General features: G+C 42.3%; 13 protein-coding genes and 4 pseudogenes. 10 read left to right on the forward strand and 7 right to left on the reverse strand.

The window, feature by feature from the left end; genetic code table 11:
• A partial coding sequence (locus WA1_RS23550) for a two-partner secretion domain-containing protein (protein WP_201789115.1) occupies positions 1-2,257 on the reverse strand: 2,257 nt, incomplete at its 3' end.
• Positions 2,258-2,468: 211 nt separating this feature from the next.
• Between WA1_RS23550 and WA1_RS53120 the strand changes: the two are divergent.
• The 4 genes and pseudogenes from WA1_RS53120 (at position 2,469) to WA1_RS23575 (ending at position 5,185) form a co-directional block, all read left to right on the forward strand.
• A pseudogene (locus WA1_RS53120) lies at positions 2,469-3,345 on the forward strand (IS630 family transposase).
• 150 nt (positions 3,346-3,495) lie between these two features.
• Positions 3,496-4,134, forward strand: a complete 639-nt coding sequence (locus WA1_RS23565) for a helix-turn-helix domain-containing protein (RefSeq protein ID WP_017740099.1) — start codon at positions 3,496-3,498, stop codon at positions 4,132-4,134.
• Positions 4,118-4,405, forward strand: a pseudogene (locus tag WA1_RS23570) (beta-barrel domain-containing protein); the annotation flags it as partial. The gene WA1_RS23565 and the pseudogene WA1_RS23570, both read left to right, overlap by 17 nt.
• A 36-nt stretch (positions 4,406-4,441) precedes the next feature.
• A complete protein-coding gene (locus tag WA1_RS23575; protein ID WP_017740097.1) occupies positions 4,442-5,185 on the forward strand; it encodes a peptidylprolyl isomerase in 744 nt (247 codons plus the stop codon).
• On the opposite strand, the gene WA1_RS57200 is transcribed toward WA1_RS23575, so the two are convergent.
• On the reverse strand, positions 5,177-5,338 hold the full coding sequence (locus WA1_RS57200) for a hypothetical protein (RefSeq protein WP_017740096.1): 162 nt from the start codon (positions 5,336-5,338) through the stop codon (positions 5,177-5,179). The two genes, WA1_RS23575 and WA1_RS57200, sit on opposite strands and share 9 nt — an antisense overlap.
• 505 nt (positions 5,339-5,843) lie before the next feature.
• Between WA1_RS57200 and WA1_RS23580 the strand changes: the two genes are divergently transcribed.
• From WA1_RS23580 to WA1_RS53125, 4 genes and pseudogenes are all read left to right on the forward strand, one after another.
• Complete coding sequence (locus WA1_RS23580) at positions 5,844-6,269, forward strand: hypothetical protein (RefSeq protein ID WP_017740095.1); 426 nt, start codon at positions 5,844-5,846, stop codon at positions 6,267-6,269.
• Positions 6,270-6,334: 65 nt separating this feature from the next.
• Positions 6,335-8,491 carry a single-stranded-DNA-specific exonuclease RecJ gene (locus WA1_RS23585; RefSeq protein ID WP_017740094.1) on the forward strand — a complete coding sequence of 719 codons (2,157 nt, stop codon included), beginning with the start codon at positions 6,335-6,337 and terminating at the stop codon, positions 8,489-8,491.
• Between the two features lie 48 nt (positions 8,492-8,539).
• The gene (locus WA1_RS23590; protein WP_017740093.1) at positions 8,540-8,917 is read left to right on the forward strand and encodes a hypothetical protein; all 378 of its coding nucleotides are present in this window, start codon (positions 8,540-8,542) and stop codon (positions 8,915-8,917) included.
• Positions 8,918-8,920: 3 nt separating this feature from the next.
• Positions 8,921-9,334: pseudogene (locus WA1_RS53125) on the forward strand (HNH endonuclease).
• A 298-nt stretch (positions 9,335-9,632) separates the two neighbouring features.
• Here the strand turns inward: WA1_RS53125 and WA1_RS23595 are convergent.
• The 4 genes from WA1_RS23595 to WA1_RS23610 all read right to left on the reverse strand — a co-directional run bounded on the left by WA1_RS23595 (position 9,633) and on the right by WA1_RS23610 (position 15,391).
• Positions 9,633-11,816, reverse strand: a complete 2,184-nt coding sequence (locus WA1_RS23595) for a pentapeptide repeat-containing protein (protein ID WP_017740091.1) — start codon at positions 11,814-11,816, stop codon at positions 9,633-9,635.
• Between the two features lie 60 nt (positions 11,817-11,876).
• Positions 11,877-14,438 (reverse strand): HEAT repeat domain-containing protein, encoded by a 2,562-nt coding sequence (locus WA1_RS23600; protein ID WP_158516682.1) that lies wholly within the window; start codon positions 14,436-14,438, stop codon positions 11,877-11,879.
• A gap of 485 nt (positions 14,439-14,923) precedes the next feature.
• Positions 14,924-15,082 carry a hypothetical protein gene (locus WA1_RS58765; RefSeq protein ID WP_017740088.1) on the reverse strand — a complete coding sequence of 53 codons (159 nt, stop codon included), beginning with the start codon at positions 15,080-15,082 and terminating at the stop codon, positions 14,924-14,926.
• A 78-nt stretch (positions 15,083-15,160) separates the two neighbouring features.
• Positions 15,161-15,391: an addiction module protein gene (locus WA1_RS23610; protein WP_017740087.1), complete on the reverse strand. Its 231-nt coding sequence runs from the start codon at positions 15,389-15,391 to the stop codon at positions 15,161-15,163.
• Here WA1_RS23610 and WA1_RS60150 point away from each other — a divergent pair.
• Both WA1_RS60150 and WA1_RS55260 read left to right on the forward strand, forming a co-directional pair.
• Positions 15,390-15,518: a hypothetical protein gene (locus WA1_RS60150; RefSeq protein WP_017740086.1), complete on the forward strand. Its 129-nt coding sequence runs from the start codon at positions 15,390-15,392 to the stop codon at positions 15,516-15,518. The two genes, WA1_RS23610 and WA1_RS60150, sit on opposite strands and share 2 nt — an antisense overlap.
• Before the next feature lie 71 nt (positions 15,519-15,589).
• Positions 15,590-15,831, forward strand: a pseudogene (locus tag WA1_RS55260) (IS4 family transposase); the annotation flags it as partial.
• Positions 15,832-16,049: 218 nt separating this feature from the next.
• On the opposite strand, the gene psb30 reads toward WA1_RS55260, so the two are convergent.
• Positions 16,050-16,169 (reverse strand): photosystem II reaction center protein Ycf12/Psb30, encoded by a 120-nt coding sequence (psb30, locus tag WA1_RS23615; protein ID WP_017740085.1) that lies wholly within the window; start codon positions 16,167-16,169, stop codon positions 16,050-16,052.
• Positions 16,170-16,207 lie beyond the last annotated feature (38 nt).

Below are 16,207 nucleotides of genomic sequence, written 5' to 3' on the forward strand. Positions count from 1 at the left end.
CCCGAGAGCGACCCCGCCGTGATATTGACATTACCTCCCTGCCTTGAGTATTAAGAAATCGCGCCTGACCGTAAGCACCACTGGATATTCCGTTTGTACCCACTCCATCAAAAGAGACTTTATCGCGGGCGTTAATAGTTACGTCGCCTGCGTCCCCTTTTCCAAGGGTACCGGCACTTAGGTAAGCACCACCTGTGACCTCAAGCGACCCTGTCGAGATATAAATATCACCCGCTTGCCCCACACCTGTTTTATCTACCTGGCTGTAGGCACCGCTGCCTAGGTAGGGGTAGAATCTACGATTTCTACCCACTCCATCAAAAGAGACTTTATCGCGGGCGTTAATGGTTACGTTGCCTGCGTCCCCTATTCCAAGGGACCTGGCACTCAGGAAAGCACCTTTTGTGACCTCAAGCGACCCTGTCGAGATGTAAATATCACCCCCCTGACCCCTGGCACCTGGGTTCACTTGAGTTTGAGCAACACTAGGAAAAAAATCGTCAGCAGGAGGACCCGCTCCATCAAATCGAACTGTATCGCGGGCATCAATAGTTACATTGCCTGCATTTCCATACCCCTCAGTATTAGCATTTAGGAAAGCGCCATCACTCACTAAGAGCGACCGTGTCTTAATATAGATATTACCCGCTTGCCCCACGCCTTCGTCTCCTACCCAGGTGTAGGCACCACTGGAACGATTATTGGGACTCTCCCCAACAAAGGAGACTGTATCACGGGCGTTAACATTCACATTGCCCGCATTTCCTTGTCCTCTAGTATTCGTGTTCAACTGAGCACCATTGGTAACGAAGAGCGAACCTGTCGTAATATTGACATTACCTCCCTGACCCCTGGCATCTATGTACACTGAAGCGTAAGCACCACTAGGAAAATAATTGTCAGCAGGAGGACCCGTCCCAACAAAGGAAACTGTATCGCGGGCATCAATAGTCACGTTGCCTGCGTCCCCTATTCCTAAGGTAATAGCACTTAGGAAAGCGCCATCACTCACTGAGAGCGACCCTGTCTTAATATAAATATCACCTCCTTGCCCCACACCTTTTTCTTCTACCCGGCTGTAGACACGGCTGGAACGATTATTGGGGCTCTCCCCAACAAAGGAGACTTTATCACGAGCGTTAACGTTCACATTGCCCGCATTTCCTTGTCCTCCAGTACTCGTATTTAATTCACCTCCATTGGTGACAGACAGTGAAACTGCCGTGACATTGATGTTGCCTGCGTTGCCAATAGCGTTTGATTCTACCTGATTGTATGCACCACTCCCTTCTCCATCAAAGGAGACATTACCAGTGCTATTAATCTCAATATTGCCTGCTTTAGTGTCACCTAAACCTAACCCCGACGCTATTCCGGCTTCCAGTTTACTTCCTTGCGTCAGATTCAAGTTCTGAGCATTGATAGCAATACTACCGCCACCAGAGGCGCGGACATTCACTTCAGCACGATTGTCGAGGTACACATTAGCTCGTGCCACCACATCAGGAAAACTCAAACGCAGACCATTACCATCAACAAAAAGCTTTACCGCTCCCGGTCCCCCCACACCTGCTATCTCCACTCGACCATCCAGAGCACTCAAACTGCCGCCATCCAAACCTACATCGCCGCCCACAAGCGCTAAGGTTTTACCTGGCTGAACCTGTAAACCTACAAATTCACTACTACTATTGGTCGCCTGGGATTGATTTTGGATGCCCGCCGCATTCCCTCCGTATTGCAAACCTATTGGAACACTAACAGTCAACAAGGGTGTGCTTTGGGGAGCAGTCGCACTGAACTGAGTCCCATCAGCAAAATTCAGGCTACTCGCCGTACTCCCCACAAACGAACCACCGATATCTAGACTGGCATTCGGTCCAAAGATAATGCCATTAGGATTGAGCAGAAACAGGTTAGCTGTGCCGTTAGCTTGGAGCAAACCATCAATATTCGAGACTGACTTACCCGTCACCCGGCTAATAATGTTCTGAATATCCGCAGTATTGTTGAAGAAGGCTGTACCTCCAGTAGGCACAGAAAACTGCTCAAAGCTGTGGAACAAGTTGCTTCCCGCCTTGGTTCCTTCCTCAATAATGCTGGTATTGCCAGAGGGAGTGACACGAGAATTATTGGGTAGAGTAGCATCAGGTACGATCTGGGCAAAAGTGCTATTAACAGAGGCGAGCGTACTACCCACCACTAACCAACTCCCTAGTCCCAATTGCGATCGCCAACGCTGCCTACACCTAAACATTGCGTTCCCTAAATAAACAGCACTCAAGTGAACTACAACCTTCACAATAGACAGGAAACTTACCGTAAAATTGCTTGAAATAGTTACAAATAGTTACATTGCTGTTTCATCGGCTCACCTCTCATATGTTGCATATATATAGCAATCGCCAAGGCGATTAGGACATATACTAGAAGTAGCCCCTTTTGTGGTACAGCGATCACTTTGACCTATGCCCAAACCTTACAGTTATGATCTTCGTCAAAAAGTCATCCAAGCCATTGAACTTGATGGACTGAAGAAAACTGAAGCAAGTCTTCTATTCAACATCAGTCGCACTTGCGTTAGATTTATGGCTGAAGCGACAAGGCGAAACAGGTGACTTCCGAGCCTTACCCAATCAGCCTCCTGGTAATAGTCACATGCATCACTGACTGGGAGAAGTTTCGTGAGTTCGCTCTGACGCATGGGGATAAAACCCAAGCTGAGATGGCAGAACTTTGGGACGATCAGATTAGCGATCGCACAATCTCACGGGCCCTGAAGAAAATTGGTTTTACTCGAAAAAAAAGACATATGGCTACCGTGAGCGTGATGAAGACAAACGACAGGCGTTCATAACGCATTTGTCCACCCTACCCCAGGAAAAAATTGTGTACGTTGATGAGTCTGGGATGGATAGCCGCGACGCATATGATTACGGTTGGAATGAAAAAGGGGAGCGCTTCCATGCACTTAAATCAGGGCGACGTGAAGGTCGGGTGAACATAATTGCAGCACTTTGCGCTCAAAATCTGATAGCGACCTTTACTGTTGAAGGGGCGTGTAACCGAACAGTGTTTGAAACTTGGTTGGAGACTTGTTTGCTTCCAACACTTAAACCAGGACAAGTTGTGGTAATGGATAACGCCACATTTCATAAAGGTGGTCGTATTCAAGAATTGATTCAAAATGCTGGTTGTCAGCTATTGTACTTACCCCCTTATTCTCCAGATCTAAACTTAATTGAAAAATGTTGGTCTTGGTTAAAGAGTCGAATCCGTAAAAAACTAGGGCAGTTTGATTGTTTACGAGATGCCATTGAGGACGTCTTGCGTTTGGCGTCCTAACCGCCTTGGCGGTTGCTATAGATGGTGTTGCTTTTTCTCCGTCACTGCATCACCGTTTGAAAAGCCATAATTCTTAGGGTTTTCAATATTACTGTGAACTATTGTAAAGAGTTGTGGAATTCCAGGACTTTTGATTCTGATAAATAGGCGATGGTTCACAAGGAGCATCCAGAGGAACATCCAGTCCAACAAGTTTTACTAGGAGGAATCGCTGTGGAAAATCAAAATCTTTACTTAACACCTTTTCAACGAAAATTGCTGCTAAAAAGTTTAGAAACAGATTTGCGCCTAGAATATCGCCGTCGTATTGAAATTATGTTGCTGGCAAATGCTGGTCAATCTCAGGCTCAAATCTGTGAAGCTCTGGGGTGTTCGCAAGAGACAGCACGATACTGGATTGCAATGGCACAAGCAGGTAACGCTCACCACTGGAACGATCGCCCGATGGGACGCCCCAAGGCTGTTAATGAGCAGTATCTCGCTCGCTTGAAAGAACTAGCAAGCCATAGTCCGCGTGAGTATGGTTATACATTTGAACGTTGGACAGCGCAATGGTTAAGCAAGCATCTAGTAAAAGAACAAGGAATTAAGGTTAGCGCTTGCCACATTAACCGCTTGCTTAAGGAGATGGGACTTTCCACTCGGCAGAAACGCGAAACTATCGAGAAAGGAACCGATCGCACCAAGGATTGCAGCATTACTATTCGCGATTTGCAGTCGAACTCCGAGCCTACTTTCCTGTGGTCACTCAATCTCATCAAAACTGGTAACTGTAAAACTCAAATTTGATGCTTATCCTTTCCAAGATTATGGAGTGGTGGAAGGCAAGCTTCGCTGGATTTCTCCTGACTCTAAAGTTGTCGAGACTGCTCAAGAAAAGGTTGAAAATTTTGAACTAGAAATTGAATTGCCACAAACCTATATCCAAACTGAAAACAAACGTCTTGCCTTAACACCAGGTCAAACAGCAACGGCTGAAGTCATTGTTCGGCAGCGTCGCATTGTTGACTTTGTGCTAGACCCGTTTAAAAAGTTGCAAAAAGGTGGTTTGAAACTCTAGAAAACCTGTTCTTAACTGTTAATAAGTAGATAAGATATGTCGCAAATTTCCACTATATATTCAGACGAAATTATTCATCAAATCAAACTTTCTTGCCAAATTCCTACTATTGTTGAGAGTATTCTCACTCGCAAAATTATTGTGAGTGCAGCACAAGAAGCAGGCATTAAAGCAGAGCCATCAGAACTTCAGCAGACAGCAGACAACTTGCGGTTAATGAGCAATCTTCAGAGTGCTGACGCCACTTGGCTCTGGTTACAAAAACATACTCTATCATTAGATGATTTTGAAGAGTTGGTTTATCATACTGTCATTTCTTCAAAGTTGACAGAACACTTATTTGCCGACAAAGTTGAACAGTTTTTTGTTGAACATCAGTTGGATTATACACAAGCGATCGCGTATGAAGTGGTCTTGGATGAGCCAGATCTCGCGATGGAACTCTTTTATGCAATTACTGAAGGTGAAATAAGTTTTCCTGAGGTTGCCCACCAATATATTCAGGATACTGAAGCTCGCCGCTCTGGAGGATATAAAGGAATACTGAATCGCACAGATTTAAAACCAGAAATATCAGCCGCTGTATTTGCAGCAACTCCGCCCCAGATTCTTAAACCAATTGTTACCTCCCAGGGAGTACATTTGATTGTGGTTGAGGAAATCATTCAACCACAATTAAATAATATTACCCGTTCAAAAATTATTTCTTACTTGTTTTCTGAATGGCTGAAGCAACGAATTGAGCAATTGGAAGTTGAAATTGTTCTTAACTCAAAATAATGAGGCTTTCAACCTGAAAACGTCAAAGTCATTGCTGATATGAGTGATGGCTATTTTCTCTGAGGAGAGTCCTAAACCGCGCTCGGTAAGAAATTGCTCCACTATGGGTTGCGAGAGGTAGGCGATGGCTACCTCTGATTTTTTGATTATCATTCTTTTATTAGTTTATTTCTATATTTGGATGTGTTGACAAAATTTACTTGTTTTTAACTTGTCACCAATGTGCAGAGCATGGAAACGAAGGTGAATACTCTACAAGATCCCTGACTTCTTCAAGGATGCTGTTGGCGAATGATGGGTCTGACCCCTCACCCTAACGATTTTATAGGCGTTTCAAGACGATACTCAGAATGCGATCGCGTCCTGAAATGGCGCTAAAATAGCTTATTTCTCGTCAATAGGGGGTGTCACCCCCCATCGCCAGATGTATCCTTCAAGAAGTCGGGGATCTGACTAATTTACAGCCATTTTCAGGTAAATAGACCACAGATGTAGGGGCGCAAGGCATTGCGCCCTTACAAACGGTGTGGTTCATTTAAGTGAAAACTGCTGTAAGTCACAAAAGTGTCATACAGGCACTACTCAAAATACAGATTGTGATGTTAGGCTTAGGTATCAAAATTTACATAATTTTACCAAGCTGCATCAACTTAATTCTATGTCTAAGTTTTTATCTGTAACTTTATTAGGAATGGCTCTTTTTTTAGGAGGAACTGACCACAACACCATTACGCTCGCTGGAACTTGTGCTTCACACTGCGGTCGAAGTCCAATTGAATTTACACCCGGTCAGCACGTGCGAGTAGAAGTGTTAAATGCTACATCAAGATTAATCCAAGTAGAAAAGCCCTATGGTGTTGGTCAAATTTCCATACGGTCAGGACAGCAAATACGCTTAGAACAGGGGGATGGTACGGAACCCAACATATCTGTCGTATTTTGGGATGACACTGGACGACCTTTGAAAGCTATTGTCTCCAAACCAAATTTTGGTACGTTGCGAGTCGAACTTCGTCCTAGTAGGCAATCCCCTGGCGATCGCTCCGTGTATATTCGCGACGATGGGCGCGTTAACATTCTTTAAATTATGAATGGTAAATTATGAATTATGAATGATAATTTAGAATTCATAATTCATAATTTTTTATTGTGCTAGATCAGTCTATTCCTAAATTTTCTCGTCTCGGGCAAAAACTACCATCACAGCGATGGCAAATTTACCCTCAGAAAAATGACTTAGCACAAAAGCTCGCAGCAATTACGAATTTACCTCCTCTGATTAACCAACTTCTCATAAATCGAGGAATTGAAACACCAGAACAAGCACAAGCTTTTTTAAATCTGGAGTACTTGGCACTACCTTCGCCCTTAGAAGACTTCCCCGACTTAGCTGTATCTCTGGAGTTATTGCAAGAAGCCATTGCCACGCAAGAAAAAATAGCTATTTGCGGGGATTATGATGCTGATGGTATGACAAGCACTGCGTTACTTTTACGCAGTCTCCGATGGTTGGGTGCTCGAGTCAATTACGCCATTCCTAGTCGGATGCATGAGGGATATGGCATCAACAAACGCATCATTGAAGAATTCCATAGTGAAGGCGTCAGTTTGGTTTTGACTGTAGATAATGGGATTTCAGCATTTGAACCAATTGCTAGAGCTAGAGAACTAGGTCTAAAAGTTATAATCACCGACCATCACGATATTCCCCAGCAATTACCACCAGCTCATGCCATCCTCAATCCCAAACTTATAGATGAATCCTCACCTTACCGAGGTGTGGCTGGAGTTGGCGTTGCCTATATTTTAGCGGTATCCCTGGCACATCAATTGGGAAAAGCTCAGAGCAGCATACTCGATCCACTTCTCGAACTGTTTACACTAGGAACCATTGCAGATTTAGCACCTTTAACAGGTGTGAATCGCCATTGGGTGAAAAATGGTTTGCAGCAATTACCCAAATCCAAACTTGCTGGAGTGCAAGCACTTATTCAGATGTCTGGAGTGCAGGTGAGGGGACTGGGGACTGGGGGGGGAAGCAAGGGAGCAGGGGAGCAGGGGAGCAGAGGAGCAGAGGTGATAACTAATCTTCAATCCTCAATCCAAAATCCAAAATCTAAAATCCAAAATCCAAAATCCCTCAAGCCAGAAGATATTGGCTTTCGCCTCGGTCCGCGAATTAATGCGATTGGTCGTCTTGCCGATCCCGAAATTGTGATTGAATTGCTGACAACTGACGATATGGGAATAGCGTTGGAAAGAGCAATGCAATGCGAAGACATCAATCGCCAGCGTCAAGAAATGTGCGAGCAAATTGAAAAAGAGGCAATAGCAATTGTAGAAGCAGAATATCTTGCCTCTCTTCCAGAAGAGCGCGTGTTGGCGATCGTACAACCTGAATGGCATCATGGGGTGATTGGTATCGTTGCTTCTCGCTTGGTGGAACGCTATGGTGCTCCAGTCTTTATCGGCACTTATGAAGGGGAAGAGCATATTCGCGGTTCGGCACGAGGAATACCGGAATTTCACGTATTTGAAGCGTTAGATTCTTGTCGTGACTTGCTCGGTAAATTTGGCGGACACAAGGCGGCGGGAGGTTTCTCTCTGCTAACGGAAAATTTGGTGGCTCTGCGATCGCGTCTCAGCGAGTTTGCAAATCAGTGCCTCGAACAACAGCACCTTAAACCTTTAGTCAAAATTGATACTCAAGTCAATTTAAATCAAATCGATCGCCATTTCTACCAACAGATGAATGTTTTGGAACCCTGCGGTATTGACAACCCAGACCCCATACTTTGGACGCCGAATGTCCGCGTTGTTGAGCAGGAAATTGTGGGCAAAAGTCACGTTAAACTAACAGTAAGTCAAACAATTAACAATCAACAGTACAGAATCAAAGCGATCGCTTGGCGATGGCGCGACTATTTTCCCCTACCGTCACAAGTCGATATTGCTTATAAACTGAGAGAAAATGAGTTTAACGGTCAGATAAACATTGAGTTGGAGCTACTGGGTGTAAGACTCCCAAGTCAAAACCAATATTCGGTCACTCAAGCCACTCCAGCAAGAACTTCTTTTGAGTTTAACGAGCGTTATTATGACTGCGGTATTTATGAAAACTCTGCTCTACCTGAATTAAGAATTATGTACCCTGAAAAGGTTATCTTAGCTGTTCCGTTGGGACAATCTACTGGCTTATTGGGAACAAGTCGTCAAGAGGCTAGAGAAGTTGATATTTCTCAGCCTCAATATGCTTGTCTTATTCAAGCAGCTTTTCACGCGTTATCAGTTGAACGTACTATATAGTATTGAGCTATAATTTGGATACGAGACAAGCCGGATAGCACGATCGCAATGGCAGAATTAACAATTCAAATTCCTGATGAACTGGCTCAACGTTTAAAACCTTTGCAAAATCGCTTACCCGAATTGCTTTGGCGATTGTTAGACGTATCTAATTTACCAACTAATTATCAGTCACCAGTTCTAGCTGAGACTACAGACATTCCCGCCGCTTATCAAGAAGTTCTGGACTTTTTAATTAAGCGTCCAACACCAGAAGAAATTATGACTTTTAAAGTTTCATTACAAGCTCAAACACGCCTGCAAGCATTATTAGAAAAAAATCGCTCTGCAATACTCAGTCCAATGGAATTAGTAGAATTAGATGTTTACGAGCAATTAGAACATATGATGATTTTACTAAAAGCACGAGCCTCCACTAGAATTTAACAAATGACTTCTAATTCAATTCCTGCCGAACTACGTAAGCTAGTTATATCAAGAGCATCTGGATGCTGTGAATATTGCTTAATTCATTAAGATTTTTCAATTTATACCCATGAAGTAGACCATATTATTGCCGTAAAGCATGGAGGTGAAACGACCGCCGACAATCTAGCACTTTCATGTTTATCGTGCAACCGTCATAAAGGTTCGGATTTCGCCACCATAGACCAAGTTACTAAAGAAATTGTCCCATTGTTTAATCCTCGTCGTCAGGTTTGGGATGAACATTTCTATCTTGAAGATGGGAGAATAGAAGGGAGAACTCAGATTGGTCAAGGGACTGTAAGGTTGCTTCAGTTTAATGTTCCTAATCGCATACTTCAACGGCAAGTTTTGATGAATCAAGGACAATATCCGTAGATAGAAGACGAAGTGTAGCTAAAGGGATTGGTTGATGAGAATAAAGAAGATGCTAAGGAAGGATAAGGCTGTAACCTAGGTTAAAGTATTCCGCTTGTTTGCGTTTGCTTTCCTCTCCAGACACTATGCTTATTAGTAACATAGCGATCGCTTTCTTTTTCCCAATCAACACTTTCCGCTTCCCACACATTCTATTTTTGTCAACCCCTATAGCCCATTTTTCTGATAAAACCCCTTCTTATAAGAGTTTTGTGATTGTTAAGAAAGATGCAGGTAATGGATAGCTTAAAAAGTTACATTATGGCAAGCCGAAAAACTGTTTAATAACAGGTATGAGATTACCACAGGTTTTAACGAGTTCTGCTGTAGAAGGTAGATCTACAATTAATCCTTTCAAGAATGTCAACGCATTTTTAGCTATTTTCTGCATAGCCCCCTCTTCTGGCTTTTGACCTGCTTCTGCAATTTTTTTAACCTGTTCTAAAGCTTCGGCTTTGTCCTCTTCACTCAGACTAGTATCAGCTTCAATAGAGGCTTGCAGGTCGGTTAGAATTTCTTTAATTCCAGGTTTGTCCGGTTCATCAGAGTCAGGTAATTGATTAATGGTATTGGTAACATCACCACTAATCGTACCCATTGCAACTCCAGTCATAGATGAATCTTCACCTGTTGCGACAACACCGCTAATATTTCCTTGAGTGCCACTTATATTTAAATTTCCTTTACTAATATTTTCTTCACGTTTAGACATAATAAATTCTCCATGAGATTGATAAGTTTGTGCGAAAAACTTGGGCTGTTGCATGGCATCTGACAGCAATTTTTCTAAACTACGAATCCTTTCATCTTTTTCTGCTACTCCTGCCAGCATTGCTTGTAAATCAGTATAAGATAAAGATTGAATTTTTGTGTACTTTTGAAAATATTCTTGATTGAGTTCAGAGGAATTAGCGTTATTTGAAACTATTGCTTGCAATCGAATTTTTTCTTGTCCTCTTCCCTCTAGTGCTACCAGTTCCAAATCTGCTGTTGGATGACTTTCTGCTAACTGAGTGATGGCAATGGCAGCAGCAGTTGGATCGATACCTTCATAGTGAAATAGGTCAAGAGTTTTAAACTTTTTCCCAACTTCACGCGGATCTACATTTTGACTTTTGTACAAATCAAGGGTTTGAATAATGGGAGCAATAAAATCAGCAAAGTCTCCTGATTTGAAGGTCTCTTGTCGATTATCAGGTTTACGCCAAGGGTCGGGATCATCCGGTGTTGGTAGTCGCATATATACATAATCGCACTGAATCCCGTCAAGTTGAGTATCAGTGGAAATACCCCAATTTTCAATATATGCTCCAGTTAAGCAAGCACCTGTAAGGTTGGCTTGATATAGCTGAGTCTGAGCCAGTTTGACACCAAATAAATTAGCATTTTGCAAATTAGCTTCACTTAAATCTGTGCTGATAAAGCTGGCATCTTGTAAATTGGCATCTTTAAGGTTAAGATACCTCAAATTTAGATTATTAAACTCTTCTCCTCTGCCGTCTTTGGTGATTGCTAAATGTTGTACATTTGGTTGTTCTAAATATGTGCCTTCTACGCGAGCTTGTTCTAAATTTTTAGCTTGAAACCAACAGGTACGGATGAGATTAGCTTCTCTGAAATCTACACTTGTGAGAGTGGCTTGGGTAAAGTCTGCATCTGTTAAGTTGGCACCACGAAAACTTGTTCCCCCATAAGCAACAATACCAACTGTTAGCGAACGAATAAGTTGATATTTTGTATTTCCATTTATAGCTTCCTTGCCAACAGAACTACCGATTGTAATTGATAATAAAGCAATTAAGCCTGCTTGAATGTAAATTAATTCATTTGACCTAACTCCCAGTGAAACACCGAGCATAATACCGACAAAACCTATCAATCCAGTGGAAGTTGTAGCCAGAGGCATAGCTATGACTTTTGCTAAAGCCACAGCTACAGCCATATTAATAACACTAGCCATTGCACCAGCTAAAGCGATCGCTGTAAATTGTGCATTGATGGTAAGAAATATTTCAGGTTCTTTGTTTGGGAAAAACGCAACTGCTGCAATTAAACAAGAAGCTAATACCTCAGCTAGTGTTGCCAGCATTACTCCTAGCCCACGCCAGAAAATAATAGTTAAAAAAATTGCTAAAGTGATTAAAGAGAATAACCCGAAAAAGTAGAATCCATAACTATTGTTACTCAACAAATCCCCTATGAGTGCAGCAGCATACCCTGAAACTAATCCAGCCAATAATGCCATAATAATTGACAATCCTGTCAGGCTAATAACCCAGAAATTTGGTAAGCCTGCTTTAGAATTGCAGAAATTTGCACTAATCAAAACAGCGTTACTAAAATCTGCACCCCGAATATCGACATGGCTAAAGTCTGCTCCTGTAAAATCTTTTTCCTTGAAGTTTTTGCTTTTTAAATTAGTGGGATGAGGTTGATATTTCATCAATTTCCATTAGTAAAATTAAAATTATTTTTACAAAGGCTTGTGATTTTTATTCATCTGTTATAATCTTTTTTGTGGCTGAGGATTATCTGTTTTTTTATCAACCTGTGTTTCTATATTTTCAGTCAGCTTCTCGTCTGGACATTTCCAAGGAAGTAAAGTTCGTATTATTGAAACTTTACATACTACAAGTGGTTGGGCAGCTAAGTAATTTCTTGTTACTTTCCTTACCTTACTCGCTCTACTTCCAGTTCCATAATAAGGCGAGAGCATAAAATTATCCCCATATATGTTTACAACGGAGAGAATCTTCTTATCAGGGGCAATCGTGTTTATAGCCCGTAAAGCTTGATAACGAACATAATTTACATTCTTTCTATTTAAGAAAACGTTAGTAAGTTCAGGCAGTGCCTCTTTTGCTGCTGTACCAATTTGTCCTAATACTCCAGCAGCCTCATAACGGACAATATCATCTTTATCTTGAAGAGCTGTAATGACAACTGGAACAGCGTCTTTACCAATTTGAACTAGAGAAGAAACAATCAAACTATCAGAAAAGACACTATCATATTTACTTAGTTTTAGAGCTTCAATCAAATTAGTAGATGCATATTTTAAGTTTCCCCTAATTCTAGCAATAGCACTTATAGCCATATAGCCGAATATCCTATAATCATCATAATTATCATCTTCAAGAGCAGTAATTAATGCCGGAACAACTTCTTTTGCCCTGATACCAATTTTTCCCAACGCACCAGCAGCCATAAAACGAACATCACTATCTCCATCTTTGAGGGCAGTAATTAATGCCGGAACAACTTCTTTTGCCCTGATACCAATTTTTCCCAAAGCATAAGCAGCTCCAGAGCGAACATCACTATCTCCATCTTTGAGAGCAGTAATTAATACCGGAACAACTTCTTTTACCTCTGTGCCAATTTTTCCTAACGCTTTAGTAGCCTTATGGCGAATATGACGATTGCTATCTTTAAGAGCAGCAATTAATACCGGAACAACTTCTTTTGCCTCTGTGCCAATTTTTACCAACGTATAAGCAGCGCTAGAGCGAACATCACTATCTTCATCTTTGAGAGCAGCAATTAATGCCGGAACAGCTTCTTTTGCCCCTGTGCCAATTTCTCCCAACGCCTCAGCAGCGCCATCACGGACAGAACTATCTTCATCTTTAAGAGCAGCAATTAATGCCGGAACAACTTCTTTTGCCCCTGTGCCAATTTTTCCCAACGCCTCAGCAGCGCTATTACGGACAGAACTATCTTCATCTTTGAGGGCAGTCATTAATACTGGAACAGCTTCTTTTGCCCCTATGCCAATTTCTCCCAACGCATCAGCAACTCCAGAGCGGACAGAACTATCTTCATCTTTGAGGGCAATAATTAATGCCGAAACAGCTTCTTTTATTCCTGTGCCAATTGTTCTCAAGGCTTCAGCATCCCTATCGCGGATAGAACTATCTTGAATAACAGTAATCAGAAATGCATCTTGTTCCCCAAAGCTAATTTTTCCCAAAGCATCAGCAGCGCTATCACGAACAGAGCTATCTTCATCTTTGAGGGCAGTCATTAATGCCGGAACCACTTCTTTTGCCCCTATGCCAATTTCTCCCAACGCCTCAGCAGCGCCATCACGGACAGAACTATCTTCATCTTTAAGAGCAGCAATTAATGCCGGAACAACTTCTTTTGCCCCTGTGCCAATTTTTCCCAACGCCTCAGCAGCGCTATTACGGACAGAGCTATTTTCATCTTTGAGGGCAGTCATTAATGCCGGAACAGCTTCTTTTGCCCCTATGCCAATTTCTCCCAACGCATCAGCAACTCCAGAGCGGACAGAACTATCTTCATCTTTGAGGGCAGTCATTAATGCCGGAACAGCTTCTTTTGCCCCTATGCCAATTTCTCCCAACGCATCAGCAGCGCTATCACGGACAGAGCTATCTTCATCTTTGAGGGCAGTCATTAATGCCGGAACCACTTCTTTTGACCCCGTGCCAATTTTTCCCAACACTTCAGCAACTCCAGAGCGGACAGAACTATCTTTATCTTTGAGGGCATTAATTAATGCCGGAACAACTTCTTTTGACCCCGTGCCAATTTTTCCCAACACTTCAGCAACTCCAAAGCGGACAGAACTATCTTTATCTTTGAGGGCAGTCATTAATGCCGGAACCACTTCTTTTGACCCTGTGCCAATATTTACCAAAGCTTCAGCAGCGCCGGATCTGACCTCACTATCTCGATCTTTGAGGGCAGCAATTAATGCTGGAACAGCTTCTTTTGCTCCGATACCAATTTTTCCTAATGTATGGACAGTCAGAAATCGAAGATCCTTACTAGGATTGTTGAGTGATGCGCTTAAGTAACGTGATGCTGGTGCTGCATTTACACCAATTTCACCAAGTACAGAAATTGTAATAAAGCGAACAGTTCCATCCGGATTGTTGAGGTCTTTGATGAGGTAGGGTACTGCTTTGGAGTTACATTCTACTAGCTTTTTGAAAGCAGAAAGTGAACCATTCCTTGTTTGTCTAATATACAGTTCAATCTTTATTTCTACACACGGAGAAATTGTTGTTGAGTAAGACTGAGCCTGAGCTAGCATTTTTGTATTTGTTAACAAAGATAAGTTGACAGTCCCCAGCATACTTAGAACTGTAAGTATAACGGCTCTGAATTTACGACCTTTGTTAACCACTAGAAATTTTCTGTAAAATAAAAATAGATCTTAACTTATCTTATGTAAGAATACTGTTGTTACGCAAGCGCATACAGTAGGGTAGTTTAACTGCTGTAGGAAAGAGTGACAAATATGCCTTAAACGACATCTCCCCACAATCTACTCACAAAGCGGATTTCATCCCACAATGATATCGAATTCCTTGACTAGGCTTTAGCTTAACCCTTTGATACGGGTTTTGGGTTGCGTGCTCTGGGCGTTGCGATGCCCAAATAATTACATATCGAGGATAGGGGTGAGGGGCGCGTTAGCATTCGCGATCGCTATCATTTGGTAAAATGGTATTACATCTCCATTTTCCGCTTTTTCCAGTAATCCGGTTTGCGCTTTCCGTGTGCAATCGCGATCGCTCAAATCACTTCTTCAAGTTCTGTATAAAAAATGAGATAGGGAAAATGTTGAATAGTGTAACGGCGTACCCCTGTGATTTTGGATGGCGTTCCTACATTGGGATTTTGTTGAATTTTCCCAATAACTTTCTCTACTTCAGATAATAAATCAAGTCCCAAGCCTACTTTTTGCTCTTCATAGTAAGCAATCGCACACGTCGAACTCCTTTCGAGCTTCAGTATGGATAACGATAAATTTCATGAATACTTCTCGCGTAACTGGGAAAACACTTGAACTGAGGGTTCGCCAATCGCCGTTCCGCGATGAATATCTTCCAACCGTTTGGTTAATTCTGTATCCCAAGCAGCCTCTACATCATCATTTACACCTTCATCTAAAGAATGAATCAAAAAGTGTGCAAGTTCAGCACGTTCTTGTAGAGAGAGTTGAGAAAGTTCAAGCTTAAGTTTTTCCGCAGTCTCAGTCATGTTATTATATTTTCCAAGAATTCAGACTTTATGCTTAACTATTCAATCTTATCAGCACGTCGATAGCGATCGCTATGTACGCTTGGATGGGCAAGGTTTGGCTTACCTGGAAAGGAGAAAAAAATGAGGCTTTGCGATAATGTCCCCTATTTTATGCAATGACTCGCGCACGGTATAATTCTTGCTAACTCAATTCCGCACCTTTTGGGGCGAAAAACTCATGTCCGTGCCCAAAAGCCACGGGAGGTTGTGCAAGAGGTGTATGGTTGGTTGTTGGGGCATTGGTGAGTAAGAGTGTTAATGCAACAAGGCTGCGATCGCTGCTGATGTTCCACCATTACGTCTAAGTTTTACAGGGACATTACGAGTCATCCGTCGTGCTATTCCGCGCGTTTCAACGCTTACAACAAGAAGAATTACCCCTTTTTTCGATTGGTTAACTGTAGAGATTTTGAATACGTTGTTGCCCCGCCGTGAGTACCGATCACCTATTCGCTCCTGTCAGCAATGAAGTTGAAGAAATGCAGAAGATTATGGTGGCAAGTATTAATAAACTTAAAACTTAAAACCATATTCCTCTACATCCTTCAGCATAGCTGCCCCCTGCTCTCTGCCTTTTTTTCGTGCCATTCTGCTACAGCCGGGGGTTATCTTACTATTAAAGGTTACCGTTGCGAAATGCTAGAACAAAAATTACCGCAGGACCGGCTAACATAATGAGTGCAACAGATGTCAGCTGGAAAATCACTTCCCAGTTAATATTGGCTAAAGCTTCCATTTTTCCTCCCAATTGACCTAAGAGATTAAATACAGGTG

Source organism: Scytonema hofmannii PCC 7110, from assembly GCF_000346485.2.
GTDB lineage: Bacteria > Cyanobacteriota > Cyanobacteriia > Cyanobacteriales > Nostocaceae > Scytonema > Scytonema hofmannii.